Origin of the sequence: Varibaculum vaginae, from assembly GCF_900604285.1 — a bacterium.
Lineage (GTDB): Bacteria > Actinomycetota > Actinomycetes > Actinomycetales > Actinomycetaceae > Varibaculum > Varibaculum vaginae.
Map to the genome: position 1 here is coordinate 443,219 of NZ_UWNY01000002.1, position 23,610 is coordinate 466,828.

The following is a 23,610-nucleotide window of genomic DNA, read 5'->3' on the forward strand; positions in this document are numbered from 1 at the left end:
AGTCCAGTAGACGGTATTTTCATCGCTGCTGCACCTAGTTTTCTAGACTGAGACCAGAACACTCCAAGGAGGGAAAATGACAGTAGCAATCAGGGTGATTCCTTGCCTAGATGTAGATCGCGGTCGCGTAGTCAAGGGCGTAAATTTCCAGAATCTGCGGGACGCTGGAGATCCGGTGGAACTGGCGGAGCGTTATAGTGCAGAAGGTGCAGACGAAATTACTTTCCTTGATGTTTCGGCTTCTAAAGAGGGACGTGCCACTATGGTACAAACCGTGCAGCGCTGCGCGGAGCGAGTATTTGTCCCGCTTACCGTAGGTGGCGGGGTACGCTCCGTTGCGGACGTAGAACAGCTGCTAGGAGCTGGTGCCGACAAAGTGGGGGTTAATACTGCCGCGATTGCTGACCCGGATTTAATTGACCGAATAGCCAAGCGTTTCGGTAATCAAGTACTGGTAATTTCGATTGATGCCCGCCGCTGCCCACCGGGAATAGAAACTCCCAGTGGATTTGAAGTTACTACCCATGGGGGAAGTCGTTCTACCGGCATTGACGCATTGGAATGGTGTCGGGAAGTAGCTGCCCGGGGAGGCGGGGAAATTCTTTTAAACTCTATGGATGCCGATGGAGTAAAAACTGGCTTTGACCTGGAAATGTTAGCTAAGGTACATTCGCAGGCGGCGCTACCTTTGATTGCTTCCGGGGGAGCGGGCACAGTAGATCATTTTGTGCAGGCGGTGCGCGCTGGGGCAGATGCAGTGTTAGCGGCCAGCGTATTCCACTTCGGGGAGATTGCAATTTCTCAGGTAAAAGCGGGACTTAAGGATGCGGGGTTTGTGGTTAGGTGAGTATAGAAAATTTAGATCCTCAGATAGCCTCCCGTTTGAAACGTGATGCGGCGGGGCTGGTCTGTGTGGTAATCCAGGACTGGCAAAGTGGGCAAGTCTTAATGGTGGGTTATATGAATGACGAGGCGCTACGGCGTACCTTGAGTACTGGACGGGTTACATTTTGGTCCCGTTCGCGTTCTCAGTACTGGCGTAAGGGTGATACCTCGGGACATGCGCAATATGTAAAGCAGGTGCAGATTGATTGCGATGGGGATGCTCTGCTAATCCAAGTTGATCAGGTGGGGGCAGCTTGTCATACCGGTAAGCGCAGCTGTTTTGATACCGGGGGTAAATTACCGACCCTGGTCGGGGAAAGACCAAGTCATAACTAGAGTTTTTACTCCAGGTGGCAAAAACATAACATGGTCATGGAGGTGATACTCAGATGAACGCTTTGGAACGTTTACTTGCAGGTGTACGCCAAGAGGTGGCACGGCGAGAATCTGAGACTAGCCTCACCGAGATAAAACAAATAGCGGCTCGGCGTCCTCGACCTAAAGATGGAGTCCGGGCGTTACGTAGCGAGGGTGCGGTTTCGGTAATTGCAGAAATAAAACGGGCTACTCCCGGCGGGGGATTCTTACGGGATGTTCCAGATGTGGCGGCGTTGGCGCGTGCTTACGAGGCCGGGGGCGCCTCGGTGATTTCAGTTTCTACTGAAAAGAATTTCTTTTGCGGTTCTATTGAGGATTTACGGCAGGTGCGTGCGGCGGTAGAAGTCCCGGTGCTTTATAAAGACTTCGTAATAACTCCCTACCAGGTACATGAAGCCCGAGCATTAGGGGCCGACCTAATATTGATTCTGCAAACTTCTGCCGAGCCAACGGTAGTAACTTCCTTGGTAGAGAGAGCACATTCTTTGGGGATGACTGCTATTGTCGAGGTTCATTCCCGACTAGAGGCCTTCCGTGCTTTAGAGGCAGGAGCTAGGGTAATTGGGGTAAATGCCCAGGATCTGCGGACTCTTGATTTTAATATGGAGACTTTCGCGCAAATAGTAGATGTCATTCCCGAACAGGTGGTAGCGGTGGCTGAATCCGGGGTAGCCGGTCCCCATGATGTGTTTAACTATGCCCAGCAGGGCGCGGATGCGGTGTTAATCGGTTCGGCTTTGGTAATGTCAAATGACCCGCAATCCTTAGTGGCAGAGATGGTGGCAGCTGGGGCACACCCGGCGCTAGCAGCTTCCCGTAAAACACGGGTCAGCCGAGAAAAGAAATACGACTAGAAAGTTATATCGGATGAGTCCGTTTTTTATTCCCTCTCCCTCGCAAGGTGTTTGGTATTTAGGGCCGATTCCCCTGCGTGCCTACGCTTTTGCGATTCTTTTGGGTATTTTTCTGGCTTGCATGTGGGCGTCGCGACGCTATAAACAGCGAGGGGGTGACCCGGACACCATATTGGACTTGGCGCTTTGGGTGATTCCCCTTGGGATTATCGGAGCCCGCGTCTATCACGTTCTCAGCAAGTGGCAAGACTATTTTGGGCCTAGCGGAGATCCTAAAGAGATTCCCCTAATCTGGCATGGAGGCTTAGCCATCTGGGGAGGAGTCTTTGCGGCTTCCATCACTGCTTGTCTGGTGCTTCGCCACCGTAAACTAAAAATTGCGCCGGTAGCAGATGCCATCGCGCCAACGATTTTGGTGGGACAAATTTTTGGTCGGATCGGAAACTATTTTAACCAAGAACTTTTCGGTCGTCCTTCCACTTTGCCTTGGGCTTTGCAAATTGATTTACAGCATAGACCGCTTGGCTTTGAACAATATGCTACTTTTCATCCCACTTTCCTTTACGAAATGTTATGGAATCTGGTGGCAATTGCGGCGTTGTTGTGGATAGAGCGGCGTTTCCATCCTCGGGGAGGTATGATGATGGGCTTTTATCTCTGTGCCTATAGTCTAGGGCGTTTTTGGGTGGAGAATTTACGTATTGACCAGGCAAATCAGTTCTTGGGACTCCGGCTAAATGCCTGGACTTCGTTACTGGTTTTTGTCCTTGGAATCCTGCTTGCTCTCTGGTGCTACCGCCAAAACTTCCCCCGCTCGCAGGGGGATGGAGACAGAGAGAACGCATCCAAAACAACAGGCACCGCAGCTAAATCAATATCACAATAGCGGTATAGATGCTGGGTTAAGCCAGTTAGCCCCTAAATGGGGTGGAAAGAACGCTCGAACTAGTTAGGATAGAGGTATGCGCAGAGCGAAAATTGTATGTACCTTAGGGCCGGCAACGAACTCTCCGTCCCAAATTGAAAAACTTGCCGAGGCTGGGATGAACGTGGCGAGAATCAATCGCTCGCATGGCAGCCAAGAGGAAGCGGAAGCCACCATTGCCAACATTCGGCGAGTGGCGTTGCAAACTGGCAAGGCGATTGCAGTGCTGGTGGATTTGCAAGGACCTAAGATTCGTTTAGAAACCTTTGCTTCAGGTCCGCAGACTCTGAAGAAGGGGGACACCTTCACTATCACCACTCGGGATGTGCCGGGGGATAGAGAAATCGTAGGTACTACTTTTAAAGGTTTACCCGGGGATTGCACTCCCGGAGACGTCCTCTTGATTGATGACGGTAATGTGCAGGTACGGGTAAAGGAAGTTACCGAGACGGACGTAGTTACCGAGGTGGAAGTACCAGGGGTTGTTTCTGACCATAAGGGACTTAACCTGCCGGGAGTCGCGGTTTCGGTACCGGCACTTTCTGAAAAAGACGAAGATGACTTGCGCTGGGCACTTCAGCAAGGAGCCGACCTGATTGCGCTATCTTTTGTGCGTAGTGCGGATGATTTTGCGGATGTGAAACGGATTATGGATGAGGAAGAAGTCCATATTCCAGTTATTGCCAAAATAGAGAAACCACAGGCCGTGGAACGTCTGGTAGAGATTGTGCAGGCTTTTGATGGGATTATGGTGGCGCGTGGTGACCTGGGGGTAGAAATGCCGCTCGAGGCAGTACCGCTGGTGCAAAAGCGGGCGATTGAGCTGGCTCGCCGTTACGCAAAACCAGTAATCGTGGCGACGCAAGTATTTGACTCAATGATTCATAATCCCCGTCCTACTCGCGCTGAAGCCTCTGACTGTGCGAACGCGATTTTGGATGGTGCCGATGCGGTGATGCTTTCTGGGGAAACTTCAGTGGGGGCTTACCCGATTGATGCAGTGCGTTTAATGGCTTCGGTTATTGCTAATGTAGAGGAAAACGGGGGAGACCGAATCGCCCCGCTTACTACCTATGATCATGATCGTGCGGGGGTGCTTTCGATTGCTGCGGCTCGAGCAGCGGAAATGCTAGACCTGAAGTTCATGATTGCCTTCACTCAGGGAGGCACTACTGCTCGTACCCTTTCTCGGCTGCGTTCCCCGATTCCGATGCTGGCATTTACTCCCCTAGAAACTACCCGCAACCAGTTGGCGGTTTCTTGGGGGATTCATACTTATCGGGTTCCCTATGTAACTCACACCGACGATATGGTTTGGCAAGTTGACCAGGTACTACAGGCCCAGGGGCTAGCTAAACGAGGGGATCAAGTAATCATCCTCGGAGGTATGCCTCCCGGGGTAACCGGTTCGACAAACTCAATGCGAATTCACACGGTGGGGGTAGAAACCGACTATCGCTAGTCGTTAATAGGGTGTTTTCCAGGGTGCCTACAGTTTTTAGATTTTTCGGTTTCTTCGCATTGTTGAAGTACGGTGAAATAGCTAACAGGGTTTGACAGGCTCCTGATGGTAAAATAAAGTTAAACACTTGTTGAAGTTTCCGGGGTTTCTCGGAAATCTGGTTGACTCAGTGTCACCTATATGATGTCCTGAAGTTGGCCTAGACAGGCAGGGTTCTTAGAGAGCCCCGGGGTTACCGGTGCGGACAATGCGCCAACCCCGTGAGATGTAGAAGTGAATGGAGTATCAAAATGGAAAAATTTAACATTGTCGAAGCAGGCACTGGCCGCCAAGCAAACAATCTGCTAATCAACAATATCTCTGATGCGATTAGCCCTTGGTTTGCAGACGTTAGTCAACACCAGCAGGTGCGCGAAGCGATTGCGGCTCTGGCAGATGAATCTCTGCGAGCTCGTGCAGCCCAGTATTTGGGTCTGCAACTGCGCCCGGCTGCTTAATGGGGTGCCTGCAGCGGTTTTAGAAACCTAGTAGTTTTTGGTGCCGCACTAAGCGATTTGGTTCCCCCGCGAGGATTTCGCGGGGGAACCTATTTTTCTATCAAAAGATGGCTGATGAGATCACTCTGCCTCTCTAGGTGCAGCTATTTCAACGGATATTGCTACTTTGAATCATATGAGTATCTATAGACAATCCCTATTCGGGCAAAAGCAGGATTACCAGTAGGCATTTCCAAAATTGAGGAGGTGGATTACTACGCCTGATGGTTTTCCCAAAGCAGCTGTTGAAGCGGTTTGCGTTCGCGTTTTTTAGTAAGTCCTGCCGGTACTTTGCCTACCGTGCACATCGTGAAAGGAACGTAGGGGGCGGCGATCTGGAACTCCCGGCATACTAACTCCCGGTCAAAAGTGGCGAAGGGACGCATATGTAACCCCATGACCTCGGCTTGCAATAACATATTCTGCACTGCACTGCCCAAGTCATAGGGGCCAAAATCGAGGCCGTGGCGGGATGGATATTCCTGATGAATGTTAAGAATCAGCCCGGACGCATCAAGCGCCCAATCCGAAAAACCGGCTACTGCCCGGCGCAGAATCTCGTAGTTTTTATCGCCGCGAATCCCGGGCACGAACCACCATTCTTGAGCATTCATTGCCGAGGGCGCCCAACGAGCCGCCTCTAGAAGCTGGCTCATATCCTCGCTGCTTATGGAAAAGTCAGGGTCATATTCGCGCGGGCTCCAACGGCCGTGAATGATATTAGAAATCTCAGTCATGTTTCTATCATAACCAGCTGCCCATAAAACGGCACTAGCAGCAAAAATAAATGGTCGGGCTGACAGGATTTGAACCTGCGACCCCGTGGTGTCTCATGTCAATTTGAGCGCGAAACTTTTTCGGCAGCGTGGGTTTTGATGCCCGTGGTGAGTTTGTTTTTGTTTCTCGCGTATTTTTTGTGTCTTGGTTAGGAGTTGCTCAGTTGGGGTTTTGGCCAGGTCGGTGAGGATGCTTTGATAGCGCAGGATATCGCGGGTGAGTTCAGCGGGATTAGTGATCTCACGCAACTGGCGTAGTTCGAGTGTTTGCGTCCTTGAGAGTATCCCGGCGGTAAACAAACGTGGGGGTATCGTAGATGCGTTTGCGCCTCCCGGCACCATCCTGACACCTTCTCAAGGTGTGAGCGAACTCGCCCTTAAGACTCGGTCCGCAATGGGCCACCGTGTCCACCTCAAAAAACCCTGGTTCCTCGCCACACTATTGCGATAATTTCTCTCTGATTTAGGTAAGGTAAACCTTGCTAATTGTTTTGGGCTATGTGATGATTGGGTGCGTCGTTAAATCTTAAGGAGAAAATCGCATGAAGGATAGGATCATTGGTTCGCTTCCTACCGTATTGCTGGGCCTGCTCATTGCCATCGCGCCGCGGACTTTTGCGCCGGTTTGCGAGTTCGCTGCCAAACACAGCTCCGGCAAGGAACATATGTCCGAGATGAAAGGCTCCGGCGGCATGGACCACATGAACCACATGGGGCAGGCTGGCAAAGCGATGGGTGAGGCTCATCAACATATGGCGTGCTACTGGTCCGCTCAAGCCAGCTTGGGGATTGGAATCCTCCTGCTGGTCATTGGGCTGCTGGCATTGTTCATGAACTCCCAGATTCGCACCGGTTTGAACCTGAGTGCGGCGCTCATCTATGTGCTGGAAATTTCGATTGTCACCGTGCTTATTGGAACGTGCAAAAACGAGGAAATGTCTTGCAATGTTTACGCGATGCCCACGCTGTTGGCGCTGAGCTGTATAGGGATCCTGGCAGTCGGTGCGGCGATATTCCTGGATCAAAGGAACCGCCCGGAGCTTCAGAAAGCTGCGGCATAAACTGCAATGCAAAGCAGCCAGATAACCTGGGGTAAACTCCCTTTTCGTAATCTCAAATATTACCGTTACCGCAGTTTAGGACTGTTCCTGGTGGCAGTCCTGCTCAGCGCGATAACGTTCGGTGCAGGGATGGTTTCGCTGAACCTCAGCCAAGGTTTGTCATCGGTCAAGGAACGCTTGGGGGCGGACATAATGATTGTGCCTTCCCAGTTTGAGCAATCCGCAAAGGATATTTACCTCTGCGGGGGAAAACCGAGCGGGTTTTTGCTGCCAGATGACGTTTCGGATTCGGTCGCCAATGTTGCCGGGGTGGAACAGGTCACTACGCAAACCTATATTGCTTCCCTAATGGCGAGTTGCTGCGAGGTGCGGCTGCAGATTATCGGCATTGATCCGGACACCGACTTTGTTATCAAACCCTGGATTCAAGCCACTTATTCACGTGGTCTGCAGGACGGTGAGCTGGTCGCGGGCTCCAAAGTTCAGATTAATGCCCAGGGCAAGATTCGCCTGTTTAACTATGAATTCCCGGTAAGCGCGCGGCTGGCGCCGACGGGCACGAACCTGGATTCGTCTGTGTTTGCCAATCTGGCGACCACGAAAATCCTGGCGCGCCAAGCTGAAAAGGTGGGGCATCCGGTCTTGTCCGCAGATGAGATTGGACACCGGGTTTCCGCAGTGATGGTAAAAGTCAAGCCCGGTTACGCCCCGGAGGAAGTGGCGCAGCATATTTCTAAATCTCCCCAGCTGAAGGGCTTGGGCTTTGTGTCTGCTAACGGGATTAGTTCCCGGCTCAAGGAGGGTGTGGGTCACATTGTGGGCGCCCTGCAGGTCTTTCTGGCTGTCTTTTGGGCAGTAGCGTTGGCGGTGATGGTGACGGTCAACTGGGTCAGCGTCATGTCTCGGAGCAAAGAGTTGGGCTCGTTGCGGATAATGGGTGCCACCAAGCGGATGCTGACCGCAATGTTGCTGAAAGAGAATCTGCTGGTCAGCCTGACGGGTGGCGTGCTGGGGCTGGGACTCAGCGCGGCGCTGCTGCGACCCTTTGGCGATGCCATTCAAAGGGCTTTGAAGCAGCCCTATCTGCAAAGCGATCTGTGGAGCCAGTGTTCTCTGGGCGTTCTCATCTTGGTGACGGTGTGCCTCAGCGCCGTCCTGGCCAGTGCTATCTCGGCGATTCGCCTGCTGCGAAAAGAAACTTACCAGGTCGTGCGGGAGGGGCAATAGATGTTGTTGGAACTGTGCGAAGTGACCAAGAAGTTTTCGCGGCGGGGACGCGAGTTCAACGCGGTAGACAGTGTGAGCTTGAGTGTTGACGCCGGCCAGTTTGTGGGTGTTTCAGGCAAATCGGGTAACGGAAAAACGACCCTGCTGAACCTCATGATGGGTTTGCTGCGTCCCAGCTCAGGAACGGTTCTGGTGGCAGGAGAGAATCTGTCTGATCTCTCGGATCGGGAACTGTCCCAGCTGCGCCGGTTTCGTCTGGGAATGATTACGCAGCAGCAAACCCTGGTCAGCTCCCTCAACGTCTTGGATAACGTGGTGCTGCCTGCTACTTTGCGGTTAAAAGGGCGGTCATCGGGGAAATCGTCGCCGGTGGGGGTGGGGTCTTTGCCTGTCAATCGCGCGTTGGATTTGCTGGAAAAGCTCGACATTGCGGATTTATCCCACGCCTGGCCCGCAGAACTTTCCGGGGGAGAGATGCGTCGGGTTGCCATCGCCCGAGCACTCATGGCCCAACCGGAAGTTTTGTTGGCGGATGAACCGACCGGCGACTTGGACGACGACAGCACGGCGGCGGTGCTACGGCTATTTCACGAGCTCGCACAAGGCAGTAGCGCGGTCGTGATGGTCACGCACGACGCGTCCGCTTATGAATACTGCAACCGTAGGTTCAATATGCTAGACGGCCACTTGGAGGAGCTGTGGTAGGGCGAGGGGATTTTGTTCAGAATCAGCCTTTAATAGCTAGATTTGCTATAAGGTAAGGCTTGCCTTGTTAATTGTTTATTTGCAGCCTTGTTATGTATTTGATTTAGAAAGAAGTTGAGAGAATCGTGAACGCAACCAGAAACCAGCCTTCTCTGTGGGCACGAGGACTGCGGTTTATCGTAGGTTTTTCCGCTTTGGTGGTGGCGCTGTCCTTCGGAGGGGTGGTCTGGTCTAGCGCGGCCGCAGCCCAAGATTCCGATCTGGGTGAATGGTCTGAGGTCGTGTCGGTAATGCAGGAAAAGCTCGCCGCGGTTCCGGAAGCTGGCGATCCGAGCGCGGTCCAGACTCTGATTCGTCAAGCCTACTATGAGAACTACCAGACGAGCGGCCTGGAGGGCCAGGTCAAACATGCTTTGGGGCGTGACGTAAACGATAAGTTTGTCGCCGAACTATTGAACTTACGCAATCTCAGCCGTGACGGTGCGAGCCCGGAGGCACTGCGAGAAGACAGCGACAAAGTCGCAGACCTGCTCACAGAAACGGTAACTAAGCTGGTCAAAGCCCCTAAGGTGGCGGATCAGTGGAGCAGGGTTGCCGACACGATTGCGCAAGTTATCACCGATGCCCAAAGCACCTACGTCAAGGGACAAGCCGACCGGGCATTCACCTTGGCTACCGAAGCGTACCTGGGGCATTACGAAGCTGACGGGTTTGAAAACAACACCATTGTGCACAAAGGTTTCAATCGTGTGACTGAGATTGAGGGCATGTTCAGTGACTTGCGACAGGGCTACAAAGACGGTCGTGACCAGGCTCAACAGGAAAAACTTGGCAAGGACCTGATTGCGAAGCTGGCTGAGGATGCGAAATTTTTAGACTCGAAAACGCAGGACACGGGACCGCTGGGGATTGCCGGTTTCTTTTCCGCTTTTCTGATTCTGCTACGTGAAGGCGCGGAGGCGCTGCTGGTAGTGGCGGCGTTGGTCACCTACGCGTTGAAAGCGGGGCGGCGCGACCAGCTGCGGGGAATCTTAGCTGGCGTGGTTATCGCCGTGGTCATTTCCATCAGTCTGGCTATTCTGTTTGGGCAGCTCAGCGCCAGCGTGCAGAGCGGAATGGGGCAGGAACTGCTGGAGGGGATTACCGGCCTAGCAGCCGCCCTGATGCTGATTTATGTGTCTAACTGGATACTGAGCAAGTCCGGTGGCAAACGCTGGGAGGAATATATTAAGGCCACCGCGGGCGAAAAAACCGTGGCGGGAGGCGTTTTTGCTTTGGCATTTGTGTCCTTCCTCACCGTGGCTCGGGAGGGTGCTGAAACTATCCTGTTCTTTTACCCGATTGTCTCCGGGGCGAAAACACACAGCGATTATTGGTTTATCGTTGCGGGTGGCGTAACGGCGGTAGTCATCCTCGCGATTCTATTCGTGCTGGTCTGGCAGTTCGGGGTACGCCTGCCGCTCAAGCCTTTCTTTAAGTGGACTTCGATATTGCTGGCGTTACTGGCGATAGCCATCGTGGGCGGGGCGATTAAAGAGCTGCAAGAGGCTGCTTTGGTCGGGGCACATATGGTGTCTGGCGTTCCTACCGTGGTGTTCCTGGGAATCTATCCCACTGCGGAAACCCTCGGTGCCCAAATTATTACCGCCGCGGTATTGGGAGTCTTGGCTCTGTTGCAACTCCGCAAGGCAAAAGCTGACCAGCCTGAGGCGGGCGGCTCCGAGATTCGTTCCGACACCCCTATCTCGGAAAGTAATGATAAAGCTTTCGAAGAAAACTCTTCGAGGGAAGATAAAAAAGACGCTGTCGAAGCGAACAGCGGAAAGGAAGAATAATGAAAAAGAAGCTACTGGCTTTGGCAGCCGTCCTGGCGTTGGGCATGAGCCTCAGCGGCTGTGGCGGAACTTCGTCGGGCGGTCAGGCTAAGCCGCAGGAATCCAAGTCGGCGACCGAGCAGAAGCAGCCGGAAAAGCCCAGCGATCCCAATGTTGTGGGTATCAAGGAAATTCCGGTTGGGGATTCTGGCGAACAAACCAACGGGCCGCTGAATGTAAACGTTGTTTATTTCCAGGCTGTCGATATGGAGCACGGCTCGATGAAGATGCCTCCGGCTTCTGAGTCCGATATGCACTTCGAGATTGATGCTTCTACCAACAAGAAGGCAGAAGAATTCGGGTACCCGGCGGATACTTTCATGCCTTACCTGGACGATATGAAGGTTACAGTTAAGGATCAAAAGACCGGTGAGGAAACTGACCTGGGCACCATGATGCCGATGATTGCCTCTGACGGTCCTCACTACGGTAACAACATCAAGCTCAAGCCCGGCCTGTACGATGTGACCATCACCATCCCCTCTCCGGAAGACAAGTTCATGCTGCACACGGGTAAGGATTCCTCCGGGGTCAAGGGCCGTTTCTGGAAAGAACCGCTGAAGTTTGAGTTCAAGAACTGGCAGTGGGACGGGCAGGTTCTCTAAGTAGGTTTCATTGCTCAAGTTATTTGTTGTCGCCCTCCGCTACGGGCTGCCGTTATTCGTGCCGCTGGCAATCTTGCTGGCAACGCGACCGCACACCCCGATGGAACGCCGAGTCGTGGCTCGGATTACCACCGTGGTGTTGGTGGTGGCAGCCCTAGCGGCGGCGACACTGGCATGGCTTCGGCTGAACACGAATCTGATAGATGTTCCGACCATGAACTTCTATCTGGTTCCAGTCATGCTGATTTGCTCGCTGGGCTTCCTGGGAATGTCTTGGTGGTTTGGTGCCGCCGACCTCTATGACATTAAACAGAGCGCTAAACATAGGGCGCTGCTGGTGGCCTCGCTGTTGACCGCCGTCAGTATCATCATCAATTTCGGCTTTGAATACGCATTTTCTACCGACGAAATTGTGCTGATGGGGTCCTCTCCGTTAGAAACAGAATCGCTGGCGCGCTTTTCTGGATTCGCCTTCGGGTCGCTGCTGGTGGTCATCGCCGGCTGGGCCTACGTGCGCGCCACCAGGCTGGTTCCCGCCATGGTGCGTTTGGCAATCACTACCGCGGTATTTTTGGTAGTTATCGGTCCGCATTCCATTCTGTTGTATCAACAACTCGCCATACGTGGTTTCCTGCCACGGTCACGGACCATCTTTGAACTCGTGTTGTGGATTCAAAATGCCAACACCGTCATACTGCTGGCCCTGGTGGTGCTGACCGCCATTCCTGGCATCATCGCCATTTGGTTCGGTTCCAAATCCGTCAATGTTTCTGGCCCCGAAGCCCGTTTAGTGAAAGCGGATCGGATTACTCGCCGACACTTTTTAGAGCTGGCCTTGGGTGGCACGGTTGTTTTCGTTTCTGCCTTGACCGTTGGCAGGCGCGTGGCGGAGACTGTTCCGGAGTTATCCCCGATAGAGCCTTCCACGGTGAAAGGAAATGTGGTTTCCGTCAGTCGGGAGCTGGTGTCTGATGGACACCTGCATCGTTTCGCCTACGTGACCAAGGACGGGACGCAAGTTCGTTTCATCGTCATTCAAAAGAACGCCGTAGCCTACGGTTGCGGTCTGGATGCCTGCGAAATCTGCGGCGAATCCGGTTATTACGAAGACGGCGGGAAAGTCATTTGCCGGCGCTGCGGGGTCATGATGAATATTCAAACTATTGGCTTTCCCGGTGGCTGTAACCCTATTCCGATTAAGTATGAAGTGGGCCCGAAAGAATTACGGTTTTTTGCTGACGAGCTGAGTGGGCACGCCAAAATCTTTAAAACCAAAATAATCTAAGGCTCTAAGGTATAAGTTTCCATGTTCTTTTTCAGGATGATTTTCAAGGCGTTACGTCGGCAGGTCGGTAAACGCCTCATGATTGCGCTAACGATTTTATTAGGGGCAGGTCTCACAACTTCCATGCTGGCGGTCATGCTGGATGTCGGGGATAAAATCAAGCAGGAACTTGGCTCTTACGGTGCCAATATCCAAGTGCTACCGCAAGGAAAATCCGTAGTTTCCCAACTCTATGATTTCGAGGATACGGGTAGCTCGGCGAATTCCCAGTCCGGAGCGTTGCAGGAATCCGAGCTGGCAAAACTGAAAACCATATTTTGGGCTTACAACATCGAAAACTTCGCTCCGTTCCTGGGAACCAAGGCTGCTTCCTCAGGCCAAGACATTGACGTAGTCGGGACCTGGTTTCGCAAGAAGCTAGCCATCCCCACTGGGGAAAAAGTCGATACCGGCATGGCGGATATGCGCGACTGGTGGGAAGTCCAAGGCAACTGGCCAAAGGCTGCCGATGAAGTCATGGTCGGAACGAAACTGGCTCAGCAAAACGGTTGGCATCTGGGGGACTCTCTGACCTTGAAACCCCCGCTCGGATTAGCTGGCTCCGCACCCAGTCCAACTTTGACTATCAGCGGTATCTTTACTTCCGGTTCCAATGAAGACCGGCAACTGTTTGCGGATTTGAGCGTAGCTCAGAGCCTCTCGGGTCGTCCGGGCCAGGTCGACCGGGTAGAGGTGCGTGCTATCACCACGCCGGAAAATGACTTGTCCCGTCGCGCTGCCCGCGATCCCAGCTCACTATCTCTGGAGGATTGGGAAACCTGGTACTGCACCGCTTACACTTCCTCAATCGCCTATCAGATTGAGGAAGTCATGACTAACGCCGTAGCCACCCCCGTCCACCAAATCGCCGACAGTGAGGGTGCGATCCTGGAAAAAACCCAGCTTATTATGACTTTGGTGGCGATTTTGGCCATGGCGGGTTCCGCTCTGGGTATTGCTAACCTGGTGACTGCCTCGGTGATGGAACGTTCCGCCGAAATCGGGCTGATGAAAGCTTTGGGGGCGCGTAATCTGTTTGTGGTGCTGATGATTTTGACGGAAACCTTCATCGTGAGCCTGGTCGGGGCCGCGTTCGGATGTGTGGGCGGCATCGGTCTGGCCCAACTGGTCGGACACCTGGTATTTGGGGTCAGTATCAATATCCGCCCAGTGGTTTTCCCCTTGATGGCGGTCATCGTGGGGCTGACGGTTTTGCTGGGCTGTTTACCTTCCATCCGGGCGCTGGTGACTTTGCAACCTGCGCGGGTTCTGCACAGAAAGTAGGCGGGAATGAACTCACACAAACGCATGTTCGTGCGCATCATTTGGAAAGCCTTTGCGCACCGTTTCTCCCGGGTTATGATTGCTTCCCTGGCAATCGCAATGGGTGCCTCCATCCTGTCCGGGTTGGGGCTGGTGGCGGTGACAGTTCCCGATTACATCGCTAAGGAACTGCGTTCGTTTGGGGCAAACCTGGTGGTGTTGCCGCAAGGTTCCAATGTAATTACTCGGGAAACGGTGTCTGCCATCGACCGGCAGTGCGGCGAGAGTCTGATGGGGCGGGCCGGCTACAGTTACGGTAACCTGCTCTACGGTCAGCAGCCCGTCCCCCTCATGGTGACGAAATTTGCCGACGCCCGGTCAGTCCGACCCTACTGGTCAATCGACGGGAAAGTGCCGCAGGGCAGCGAACAGATCCTGTTAGGGGTGAACCTCGCAGAAAAATTCCGTCTGCACGTCGGTGACCTGATTGGCCTCAAGGTGGCGCAGCTGCGGGAAAACACCGGGGGGGACGATTCGGGGCGTGACAACCGGGCTGGCAAACAGCTGGAAATCTCCGGGCTGCTGCGCACCGGCGGTCCCGAGGACGACCTGGCGGTGTTAAGCCCGGACAGTTACACCGCTATGGGTGGGGTTGCCGATGGCTACAGTTTGGTGGAATATTCATTGAAAGGCGATACTTCCCAATTGAGCGCTTTAGCGAAAACCATCGGAAAAAAGGTCAAAGGGGTTGACGCTGAAGTGGTGCGTCGAACTACCCAAAATGAAACCCGCATTGCCCATACTCTAAGCAACCTAATTTGGTTGGTCAGTATTATTATTTCCGCACTAATGCTGATTGCGGTATCCGCGACACTGAGTTCGATTGTCTCGGAACGCGCTCGCGAGATTGGGCTGAAAAAGGCATTGGGGGCTTTGAGCAAGGACGTATTCACGGAACTTATCGGGGAATCGATAATGTTAGGGCTGTTCGGAGGCTTCTTAGGGGTCTTGCTGGGAATCGGTCTGGCCGATTACATATTGCAAAAAGTTTTCCTGGCACGAGTAGAAATTAACTGGATAATTTTAGTCCTCACGATTGTTTTTTCGGTAGCGGTAGCGGTTATCGGTTCTCTGTGGCCGGCTAAACGTATTGCCCGGATTAATCCTATAAATGTTCTTGGTGGAGAGTGAGAATGCTATGGCAGATAATAATGATGAACAATTGATTTATCGAGTTGAGCAGGTGTCTCGAAAATACGGCGAGTTGGCGGCGCTGGATAATGTCAGCCTCGACATAACTCGCGGCGAGTGGCTCTCGGTAGTGGGGCCGTCCGGTTCGGGCAAGTCAACTTTGATGAACATTCTGGGCTGTCTGGATTCCCCCACCGAAGGACTGGTTTACCTGGAGGGCGAGCGTCTGGACAAAATGGGTGAACTGGAATTGGCCGCGGTGCGTCGCCGCAAGATTGGCCTCATCTTTCAACAGTTCCACCTGGTAAAGCACCTCTCGGCGGTAGAAAACGTGATGATGGCCCAGTACTACCATTCCCTCCCCGATGAAGCCGAGGCGATGGAGGCACTAGACCGGGTGGGCATGTCCGCTCGCGCCACCCACCTCCCTCATGAACTGTCTGGAGGGGAGCAGCAGCGCGTGTGCGTGGCTCGTGCCCTCATCAACCACCCCTCCGTCATCCTGGCCGACGAACCGACCGGAAACCTCGACGAGGCAAACGAAAACATCGTTATCGACTTCTTTTCGCAGCTGCATCGGGAGGGCACCACCCTGCTGGTCGTCACCCATGATGCCAACGTTGCTCGGCAAGGGCAGCGCCAAATCATTTTGGAACACGGGAAAATCGTCAGAGAAGTCCACAACCAATCGCAAACCGCAGAAAAATGTGACCCACAAATGCTTGAGACGGGAGGAAACGATGCGTAAAGCGACCGCGGGGGCGCTACTCGCAATCGGCATGGTCGCCCTCAGTGGCTGCGGGTCTTACCCAGCGGCGTCGACCTTGCCGGACGGGCAATACGCGGGCAGCTCGCTGCCCGACGAGGACGGTACGGTCGGTAAAGTTCAGTTTACGATTAAGAACGGTCAGGTGGTTGACGCTGAGTTTCGTCTCTATGACAAAGACGGGACGGCACATGACGAAAATTACGGGAAAACCGCTAGCGGCGGGATAGACACGGAGTTTTACCAGCGCGCCCAAGCCGCTATCAGCGCTGAACAGCGTTATGTGCAGCAGTTCCAGAAGACCGGGGATCAAAATAAGGTCGATAGGGTGTCCGGGGCATCGTTGTCACATCGGCTGTTCCTCGATGCGGTTCAGACGGCTATGGAAGCAGCGCAAAAGTAGGCGTTCGTGTACCTCGCGCCGACTCCACCAGGAGAAACCACTATTACCTTTGCGGCGATGGGGACGCTGGTGTCGGCATCGTGGCGCAGCACTCCCCAGGTCGCGGAGGTCCTCCGGGTGAGTCTGCCGCAAAGGGTAGCGCAGTTGGAGGATGACCTGTCGCGGTTTCGGGCAGATTCTCCCGTGAGCCGCTTGGATACCGAGTGGAGGGATGTCGGGCCGCACTGTGCCGCGGTGTTTGGGGCTGCTCAGGAATGGGCGCAGCGTACCGGGGGTTTTTTTAAACTATTTCCGTGCCTGGGCTGGGACGCCGAAACGCTGCAGTTGCGGGGCGAGCAGGCTCGTCTCACCGACGGTGTGGGGGCTGGGGGCCTAGATTTGGGAGGTATCGCGAAAGGTTACGCGGCTGCGCATCTGGCTTCTCTCATTCAAGAATCAGGGGGTAGCGGCATCTTGGTGTCCTTCGGGGGTTCGTCGATTGTGGCGCCGGACCGCCGAGCCATCATCAGAGTGCAATCTCCCTGGACAGGCCGGGAATTCTTGGGAGACCTGCAGATAGAAAACGAGTCCCTCTCTAATTCAATGCTGCCGCAAACCCAGATTGTCCCCAGTCTGGTGCGCAGCCACATTCGCGGTCTGGACGGGCAGCTCGCGTTTACCGATATTTGTGCGGCACTTGTGGTGGGACCTGACGCGATGAGTTGCGAGGCTCTCTCTACCGCGCTGATTGCGGGAGGAACCCCCCTGCTGCACGATTTGACTCAGAAGGGCGTTCTGGGTGGGGCGTATCGCGCCCTCGCGATGACTTCCAACGGGAGGGTGTTTGCCGACTCCGCGTTACAGTTGAGTATCACAATGGATTTGCCCGAACCGTTGCCACTGAGCCCCGTGTTGCCGGACTGACGCCGCAACGGGCTTGTGCGACCCGGCGGCACGGGTAAAACATATGAGCTTCGAACATCAGACCTAAAAATGATTCACGCTTTGCGGTGAAACTTTGATACCTTGCGATTCCAGTCGGGTCACAATCCGCCCTGTTGAAAACCGCGCAAGCAGCAGAAGCAAGCTCAGCGAGGCGAAGCGCTCACGCTAGAGAAGCAGGAGGCATTAGACGCGATTCGCGCCCGTGCTGCTGTCCAACAGAAGGTGAATGAACTGGAGCTGTAATCACCTCCAAAACCGGGTTAATACCCAAAATCACCCATCCATAACACCCACCATGTGGGAAAAGCATCTTAATTTTTCGGGTAATGAGAGTGGTTTTGAGAGTAGATTTACTATTTAGCTGGAAATCCTGTTGCCCTAAACAGTATTTTACCAGCGCATTTGTCGGGCTGACAGGATTTGAACCTGCGACCCCTTGACCCCCAGTCAAGTGCGCTACCAAACTGCGCCACAGCCCGTTACCTCCCCGAGTTTATCGGGGGCAGCTAGTTTCCAGCAAATCACCAAGACGTGATTCTTAACGCTTACCGCGTCCTCGCTACCCTCCTTAGTGCCTCCGCCCCTAGTAGACTGGGGGACGTGAGTGAGCAACTGGATCTGCGGCGCGCTAAGAAGCCTTTTAAAGTGCAGGCGCCCTATCAGCCGTCTGGGGATCAACCGCAGGCGATTGCGGAACTCACCCAGCGGATTAACGACGGAGAAAAAGACATCGTCCTGCTGGGGGCAACCGGGACCGGAAAATCGGCGACCTCCGCCTGGCTGGTAGAGCAGGTACAGCGTCCCACTTTGATAATGGAGCCCAATAAGACTCTGGCCGCCCAAATGGCGGCGGAACTGCGGGAACTGTTCCCCGATAACGCGGTGGAATACTTCGTTTCCTACTATGACTATTATCAGCCAGAAGCCTACGTACCCCAGTCCGATACCTATATCGAAAAAGATTCTTCTATAAACGACGAGGTCGAGCGGCTGCGACACTCTGCCACTAACTCTTTGCTGACTCGCCGAGACGTGATCGTGGTGTCTTCGGTTTCCTGCATCTACGGCCTGGGCACACCCCAAGAATATGTGGCACGGATGGTGCCCTTAGAAGTGGGAATGCAAATAGAGCGTAATGAATTACTGAAACGCTTTATCACCATGCAATACACGCGCAACGATATGGCGTTTACGCGGGGAACTTTTAGGGTGCGCGGAGACACTATCGATATCATCCCCATGTACGAGGAAATGGCGATCCGGATCGAAATGTTCGGGGATGAAATTGATTCCCTGGCCACTCTGCATCCCATCACTGGGGAAGTTATTGAGGAAGAGGAATCCGTCTTTATTTTCCCTGCTTCTCACTATGTAGCCGGACCGGAGCGGATGCAGCGCGCCTTGGACGGAATTGAAGACGAACTAGGGCAACGGCTGAAATACTTCCACGAACAGGGAAAACTCCTAGAAGAACAGCGCTTACAGATGCGCACCGCCTATGACCTAGAAATGATGCGGGAGATAGGCACCTGCGCGGGTATCGAAAACTATTCTCGCCATATTGATGGGCGCGGACCCGGAAGCCCTCCCAACACCCTCCTCGACTATTTCCCCGAAGACTTCCTGCTGGTAATCGATGAATCCCACGTCACGGTTCCCCAGATTGGAGCCATGTTCCATGGGGATATGTCCCGTAAACGCACCCTGGTCGATTACGGCTTTCGCCTGCCCTCGGCGATGGATAACCGTCCTTTGAAATGGGAAGAATTTCAAGAACGGATCGGGCAAACCGTTTATCTATCGGCCACGCCCGGTCCCTATGAATTGGAACGTTCCGATGGGGTAGTCGAACAAATCATTCGCCCCACCGGCCTCGTTGACCCGAAGATCGTAGTTAAACCGACTGCGGGGCAAATCGATGACCTGATGGAAGAAATCTTGGTGCGCAGTGAGAAGAACGAGCGGGTCTTGGTTACTACTTTAACCAAAAAGATGGCGGAAGACCTGACTGAATACCTGGCTGAGCGGGGAGTGTTGGTGGAATATCTGCATTCCGATGTGGATACTTTGCGGCGGGTAGAGCTGTTGCGGGAACTGCGGCTAGGGCGTTTTAATGTGCTAGTTGGGATTAACCTGCTGCGAGAAGGCCTAGATCTACCAGAGGTGTCTTTAGTTTCGATTTTGGATGCCGATAAGGAAGGATTTTTGCGTTCGACTACCTCCCTGATTCAAACCATAGGGCGTGCTGCCCGTAACGTCTCCGGGGAAGTCCATATGTATGCTGACCAGGTTACTGATTCTATGCGGGCGGCGATAGAGGAAACCGAGCGTCGGCGGGAAAAGCAGCTTTCCTACAATCGGGAACACGGGATTGACCCCCAGCCCTTACGCAAAAAAATCGCGGATGTTACCGATATGTTGGCACGCGAAGAAATTGATACTGAGTCTTTGCTTGGCACCGGATATCGAGGGGCAGGTAGTGGTCCAGATGCCCAAACTCGCCGACAGACCAACCAGGACGTGCGCGAACGCTTGGCAGATAAAAACGAAGCTAATCTCGCGGCCTTGATAGCGGAGTTAACTGGGCAAATGCAAGAAGCTGCCCGACAGCTGCAGTTCGAGGTGGCAGCGCGGCTTCGCGATGAAGTACGAGAGTTAAAGAAAGAATTGCGGCAAATGCAGGAGGCGAATTGAGGAAGGCGGGACAGACGAATCATCATTTTACTTTTGGTAACCGGGCAACCCCCTCAGGCTCGAGCGCCGCAGATAAACAGGTAATCGAGCCCGCAACTACGAAGAGAGGGCAGGACGATGACAGTAGGTCAAGCATTTTGCTGTCGGGACTGAGCAAAGCCGAGGTTGCGAAACTACAAGCGGCCGGGCTGGCCAACCAATTCGCTCCGCGAGTCACTCACACTGTGCGACAAATTCTGCGCGCTAATGTGTTCACTCTGTTTAACGTGATCCTCAGCGCCTGTATCGTGGTCACTTTGATTTTTGGGCATTGGGCAGACGCAGTTTTTGGGATTGTGATGGTGGTTAATGCCCTGACCGGCATTGTTTCTGAACTTCGCGCTAAGCGTGTGCTAGAGAAAATCAGTATTTTGCAAGAAAATCCGGTAATGGTGGTGCGCGATGGGGTAGAAAAAGAAATTTCTCCCCGCGAGATTGTGCAAGGCGACTTGCTGCATTTGCGGCGTGGTGACCAGGTACCTGCTGATGGGGAAATAGTAGCCACCAGCGGAATCTACCTGGACGAGTCCAACCTCACCGGAGAGTCAGTTCCGTGTGCCAGAGAAACCGGCGAAGAAGTTTTTTCTGGTGCAGCGGTAGTGGCCGGTGACGGATATGTAAAAGTATCTGCGGTAGGCAGCCAGTCCTGGGCTAACGATATGGCTATGCAGGTGCGAAAATTCAAAATGGCGCATTCGGAGCTGGCAACGGGCGTTAACAAAATCTTGAAGGTTATTACCTATTGCTTGCCACTGGTGATAGCCCTGCTGGCGGTGGCACAAATTCGTAACCTGGGGGGAGTGGATGAAGTTAACTGGGGCAATATCGGTCCGCTGGTGGTGGCGGTGGTTGCCGGAATCGTAGGGATGATTCCTCAGGGGCTGGTGCTGCTCACGTCCATTAACTTTGCGGCCGCCTCCTTAAAACTGGTGCGCCAAGGGGTACTAATGCAAGAGTTGCCGGCAGTCGAAGTTTTGGCCAGGGTCGATACCCTCTGCCTAGATAAAACCGGCACCCTCACAACCGGCGAGATAGGGGCACGCGGCTTCGTACTACCGGGCAAAGAAGAGTTAGTCCCCGCTGGCGCTCTTCACGGACAAGCGCAAGCTGCCCTGGCGGCTTTGACTAAGGAAGGCGAAAATGACACTTCAGCAGCCATCTATGAGCGTCTAGCTGGCGACCTTGAAAAATTACCTTCGGATATTGAACATGCGCAGCTAGTGCCCTTTGATTCTGCCCGCAAATGGTCAGCGGTAGTCAGTGCGGGAGATACCTGGGTGCTGGGGGCTCCCGAAATTGTGCTGGCTACCGACACTCAAACCCAAGAACAAACCGGAACCTGGGCGGGGCAAGGCGCGAGGGTGTTGGCCTTGGCGCACAGTAACAAAGAAAAGATGTCGCCAGAGAACCCTGCGTTGCCTGCCGGTTTACAGTTAAGCGCGTTAATAGTGTTAGCTGAACGTCTCCGCGACGATGCGGCGCAAACCCTGGAATTTTTCCGCCAAGAGGGGGTAAAAGTCCTGATTATTTCCGGGGATAATCCGCAGACAGTAGCGGCTCTGGCTGGGAGAGTGGGGATTCAGACTGAAGGATTTGACGCCCGAAAGCTACCGGAAGACGCGGAAGGGATTGCTGAAATTCTGAAAAGACATTCCGTATTTGGGCGGGTGACTCCGGAACAAAAACGCGCCCTGGTACAAGCCTTGCAGAAAACCGGAAAAACCGTGGCGATGACCGGGGACGGAGTCAATGATGCTCTGGCCCTTAAAGACGCGGATTTGGGGATTGCAATGGGTAACGCCGCCCAAGCCACCAAGTCAGCGGCGAAGGCCGTCCTCATTGATTCCAAATTTTCTACCTTGCCGCAGGTGCTTAGAGAAGGTCGCCGCGTACTGGGAAATATGGAGCGGGTCTCCACCCTATTTTTATCAAAAACAACCTACGCTGCCCTGTTGGCGCTGGTAGTGGGGATTTTGGGGATACGTTACCCCTATCTTCCCCGGCACCTAACTCTCATATCTTCCACCACCATCGGAATCCCCGCGTTTTTCTTGGCGCTCGCTCCTTCCAATCGGCGTTATCGCCCCGGTTTCTTGCGTCGGGTGGGACAACTGGCGTTACCGGCGGGGCTGCTGTGCGCCGCCACCTCTATCGGTGCCTACCTGTGGATAGGGCGTACCGAGGCCGCAACCTCGGTGGCTACCATTGTCTTAGCTATCGGGGCTCTAGGGTTGCTGGCGATATTGTCACAACCGCTACACAGTTGGCGCGGAGGATTAGTAGCCGCCATGATTGCCTTGGTGATCACGGCGATTACGGTGCCGATAGTGCGAGAATTCTTTGCCTTAGAGCTCCTCAGCTTATCGCACTGGTTGGTGGTTGCCATTTGCAGCCTGATTTCTCTATCGGGGCTGGCAGTTATTGGCAGCAGATGGGAACGGCAGCATTGGCCAGACCACGGTTCGGGGTTGCGACTAAAACACGTTAGAATAAGAAGGTAATCGCGGAAGGGGAGTACTTCCATTAACAAACCAGCCGTCATCACGGCAAATTTGCCCGGCTGGTTGGGCCGGAAACGGCGGAAGAAGACCTTGGCATAACAGCAACGAAATGGAGAACGCTGCATGGGTCTGGTGCCTGCGCTCAATGCTACCCCTGGTCACGAGGTAATTCACTGGTGGAATTGGCTGCTACTGGCAGTGATTATTCTGGTTTTATTGGTTATCGATTTTCGCGGACATGTCCGCAAAGCCCACGAACCTACCATTAAAGAGGCCGCTATCTGGTCAGGTATCTACATGGCGATTGCTGCCGCTTTTGGGTTGGTGGTTTGGCTGCAATGGGATTTGAATCTGGCAGCTGAGTACTGGGCGGGTTGGATCACCGAATGGTCATTGTCGCTGGACAACTTATTTGTTTTCATCATCATTTTGAACGGGTTCAAGGTTCCCCGTGCCTACCAGCAAAAAGTAATCATGCTGGGAATAGTGATCTCGATGGTACTGCGGCTTGCGTTTATTCTGATCGGCGCGGCTTTAATAAACGAGTTTGCCTGGATCTTTTATCTATTTGGACTGTTCTTGATCTACACCGCGATTAGTCAGGCCAGAGAAGGTATTACTAGCGAAGAGACGAGCGAGTCTAGCGAGGGATACCAGGAAAACAAATTCACCTCACTGGTACGTCGGGTGCTGCCAGTTTCTGAAGGCTTCCGGGAAGCGAAACTGCTCTATCGACACCGCGGAAAAACCTACGTAACCCCCATGTTCCTGGTAATCATGGCGATTGGATCTGCAGATCTAATGTTCGCTTTTGATTCCATCCCCGCAATCTTTGGGCTCACGAAGCACCCCTTTATCGTGTTTGCGGCTACTGCCTTCTCTCTTATGGGACTACGGCAGCTATTCTTCCTAATAGATGGGCTATTAGAACGCCTCGCGTTCCTGCATTACGGCCTGGCTCTAATCCTGGGATTCATCGGGGTGAAACTGATTATCCATGCCGCTCACGAAGCTCCCTTCTGGGGAATGGAGAAATGGGGGCAGGTAATTCCGGAGCCCTCTATCGGTTTTTCCATGGGCTATATTCTGATCGTTTTGGTAGGTACCGCGCTACTCTCGATCTGGTATTCCCGGCGCCATCAGTGACTAATCCTCAAGCGTACTAATTAGCAAAAAAATTCGGCTCGGATACCTAGTAGTTTTGCCCTAAAACTCAG

At 53.6% G+C, this 23,610-nt stretch carries 22 protein-coding genes and 1 tRNA gene; 20 read left to right on the forward strand and 3 right to left on the reverse strand.

Annotated features, from left to right (window positions below; translation table 11 throughout):
• Positions 1 to 76: 76 nt before the first annotated feature.
• The 6 genes from hisF (at position 77) to EFB02_RS07785 (ending at position 5,001) form a co-directional block, all read left to right on the forward strand.
• Positions 77 to 847 (forward strand): imidazole glycerol phosphate synthase subunit HisF, encoded by a 771-nt coding sequence (hisF, locus tag EFB02_RS07760; protein WP_122821004.1) that lies wholly within the window; start codon positions 77 to 79, stop codon positions 845 to 847.
• Positions 844 to 1,221, forward strand: a complete 378-nt coding sequence (gene hisI / locus EFB02_RS07765) for a phosphoribosyl-AMP cyclohydrolase (RefSeq protein WP_122821005.1) — start codon at positions 844 to 846, stop codon at positions 1,219 to 1,221. Before hisF ends, hisI begins: the two co-directional genes overlap by 4 nt.
• A 53-nt stretch (positions 1,222 to 1,274) precedes the next feature.
• A complete protein-coding gene (trpC, locus tag EFB02_RS07770) occupies positions 1,275 to 2,117 on the forward strand; it encodes an indole-3-glycerol phosphate synthase TrpC (RefSeq protein ID WP_122821006.1) in 843 nt (280 codons plus the stop codon).
• Positions 2,118 to 2,130: 13 nt separating this feature from the next.
• Positions 2,131 to 3,003 (forward strand): prolipoprotein diacylglyceryl transferase, encoded by an 873-nt coding sequence (gene lgt, locus EFB02_RS07775; protein ID WP_122821007.1) that lies wholly within the window; start codon positions 2,131 to 2,133, stop codon positions 3,001 to 3,003.
• 76 nt (positions 3,004 to 3,079) lie between these two features.
• On the forward strand, positions 3,080 to 4,504 hold the full coding sequence (gene pyk / locus EFB02_RS07780; RefSeq protein WP_122821008.1) for a pyruvate kinase: 1,425 nt from the start codon (positions 3,080 to 3,082) through the stop codon (positions 4,502 to 4,504).
• Positions 4,505 to 4,794: 290 nt separating this feature from the next.
• On the forward strand, positions 4,795 to 5,001 hold the full coding sequence (locus EFB02_RS07785) for a hypothetical protein (RefSeq protein WP_122821009.1): 207 nt from the start codon (positions 4,795 to 4,797) through the stop codon (positions 4,999 to 5,001).
• 254 nt (positions 5,002 to 5,255) lie between these two features.
• Here the strand turns inward: EFB02_RS07785 and EFB02_RS07790 are convergent, their stop codons facing one another.
• Both EFB02_RS07790 and EFB02_RS07795 read right to left on the reverse strand, forming a co-directional pair.
• Positions 5,256 to 5,777, reverse strand: a complete 522-nt coding sequence (locus tag EFB02_RS07790; RefSeq protein WP_122821010.1) for a nitroreductase family protein — start codon at positions 5,775 to 5,777, stop codon at positions 5,256 to 5,258.
• 93 nt (positions 5,778 to 5,870) lie between these two features.
• The gene (locus tag EFB02_RS07795; RefSeq protein ID WP_147471055.1) at positions 5,871 to 6,158 is read right to left on the reverse strand and encodes a hypothetical protein; all 288 of its coding nucleotides are present in this window, start codon (positions 6,156 to 6,158) and stop codon (positions 5,871 to 5,873) included.
• A 200-nt stretch (positions 6,159 to 6,358) separates the two neighbouring features.
• On the opposite strand from EFB02_RS07795, the gene EFB02_RS07805 reads away from it, so the two are divergent.
• The 11 genes from EFB02_RS07805 (at position 6,359) to EFB02_RS07855 (ending at position 17,138) form a co-directional block, all read left to right on the forward strand.
• Entirely contained in the window at positions 6,359 to 6,877 is a 519-nt protein-coding gene (locus tag EFB02_RS07805) for a DUF4418 family protein (protein WP_122821012.1), read from the forward strand.
• 90 nt (positions 6,878 to 6,967) lie between these two features.
• The gene (locus EFB02_RS07810; RefSeq protein WP_234992785.1) at positions 6,968 to 8,104 is read left to right on the forward strand and encodes an ABC transporter permease; all 1,137 of its coding nucleotides are present in this window, start codon (positions 6,968 to 6,970) and stop codon (positions 8,102 to 8,104) included.
• Positions 8,105 to 8,809: an ABC transporter ATP-binding protein gene (locus tag EFB02_RS07815; RefSeq protein ID WP_122821013.1), complete on the forward strand. Its 705-nt coding sequence runs from the start codon at positions 8,105 to 8,107 to the stop codon at positions 8,807 to 8,809.
• 125 nt (positions 8,810 to 8,934) lie between these two features.
• Positions 8,935 to 10,644 carry an FTR1 family iron permease gene (locus EFB02_RS07820; RefSeq protein WP_234992786.1) on the forward strand — a complete coding sequence of 570 codons (1,710 nt, stop codon included), beginning with the start codon at positions 8,935 to 8,937 and terminating at the stop codon, positions 10,642 to 10,644.
• On the forward strand, positions 10,644 to 11,288 hold the full coding sequence (locus EFB02_RS07825; protein ID WP_022863911.1) for an iron transporter: 645 nt from the start codon (positions 10,644 to 10,646) through the stop codon (positions 11,286 to 11,288). Before EFB02_RS07820 ends, EFB02_RS07825 begins: the two co-directional genes overlap by 1 nt.
• A gap of 10 nt (positions 11,289 to 11,298) precedes the next feature.
• Positions 11,299 to 12,573 carry a DUF2318 domain-containing protein gene (locus tag EFB02_RS07830; RefSeq protein ID WP_234992787.1) on the forward strand — a complete coding sequence of 425 codons (1,275 nt, stop codon included), beginning with the start codon at positions 11,299 to 11,301 and terminating at the stop codon, positions 12,571 to 12,573.
• 21 nt (positions 12,574 to 12,594) lie between these two features.
• Positions 12,595 to 13,896, forward strand: a complete 1,302-nt coding sequence (locus EFB02_RS07835; RefSeq protein WP_122821015.1) for an ABC transporter permease — start codon at positions 12,595 to 12,597, stop codon at positions 13,894 to 13,896.
• 6 nt (positions 13,897 to 13,902) lie between these two features.
• Entirely contained in the window at positions 13,903 to 15,066 is a 1,164-nt protein-coding gene (locus EFB02_RS07840; protein WP_234992788.1) for an ABC transporter permease, read from the forward strand.
• Positions 15,067 to 15,073: 7 nt separating this feature from the next.
• Positions 15,074 to 15,814, forward strand: a complete 741-nt coding sequence (locus EFB02_RS07845; RefSeq protein ID WP_234992789.1) for an ABC transporter ATP-binding protein — start codon at positions 15,074 to 15,076, stop codon at positions 15,812 to 15,814.
• A complete protein-coding gene (locus EFB02_RS07850) occupies positions 15,807 to 16,235 on the forward strand; it encodes an FMN-binding protein (RefSeq protein ID WP_071128458.1) in 429 nt (142 codons plus the stop codon). Before EFB02_RS07845 ends, EFB02_RS07850 begins: the two co-directional genes overlap by 8 nt.
• Positions 16,236 to 16,241: 6 nt before the next feature.
• Complete coding sequence (locus tag EFB02_RS07855) at positions 16,242 to 17,138, forward strand: FAD:protein FMN transferase (protein ID WP_122821017.1); 897 nt, start codon at positions 16,242 to 16,244, stop codon at positions 17,136 to 17,138.
• A gap of 426 nt (positions 17,139 to 17,564) precedes the next feature.
• On the opposite strand, the gene EFB02_RS07860 is transcribed toward EFB02_RS07855, so the two are convergent.
• Positions 17,565 to 17,638: transfer RNA gene (locus EFB02_RS07860), tRNA-Pro, on the reverse strand.
• A 121-nt stretch (positions 17,639 to 17,759) separates the two neighbouring features.
• Here EFB02_RS07860 and uvrB point away from each other — a divergent pair.
• The 3 genes from uvrB to EFB02_RS07875 all read left to right on the forward strand — a co-directional run bounded on the left by uvrB (position 17,760) and on the right by EFB02_RS07875 (position 23,539).
• Positions 17,760 to 19,853 (forward strand): excinuclease ABC subunit UvrB, encoded by a 2,094-nt coding sequence (gene uvrB, locus EFB02_RS07865; protein ID WP_234992790.1) that lies wholly within the window; start codon positions 17,760 to 17,762, stop codon positions 19,851 to 19,853.
• Positions 19,850 to 22,393, forward strand: a complete 2,544-nt coding sequence (locus EFB02_RS07870; protein ID WP_234992791.1) for an HAD-IC family P-type ATPase — start codon at positions 19,850 to 19,852, stop codon at positions 22,391 to 22,393. The genes uvrB and EFB02_RS07870 overlap by 4 nt, the downstream gene beginning before the upstream one ends.
• A gap of 123 nt (positions 22,394 to 22,516) precedes the next feature.
• On the forward strand, positions 22,517 to 23,539 hold the full coding sequence (locus EFB02_RS07875) for a TerC/Alx family metal homeostasis membrane protein (protein WP_122821018.1): 1,023 nt from the start codon (positions 22,517 to 22,519) through the stop codon (positions 23,537 to 23,539).
• Positions 23,540 to 23,610: the final 71 nt, after the last annotated feature.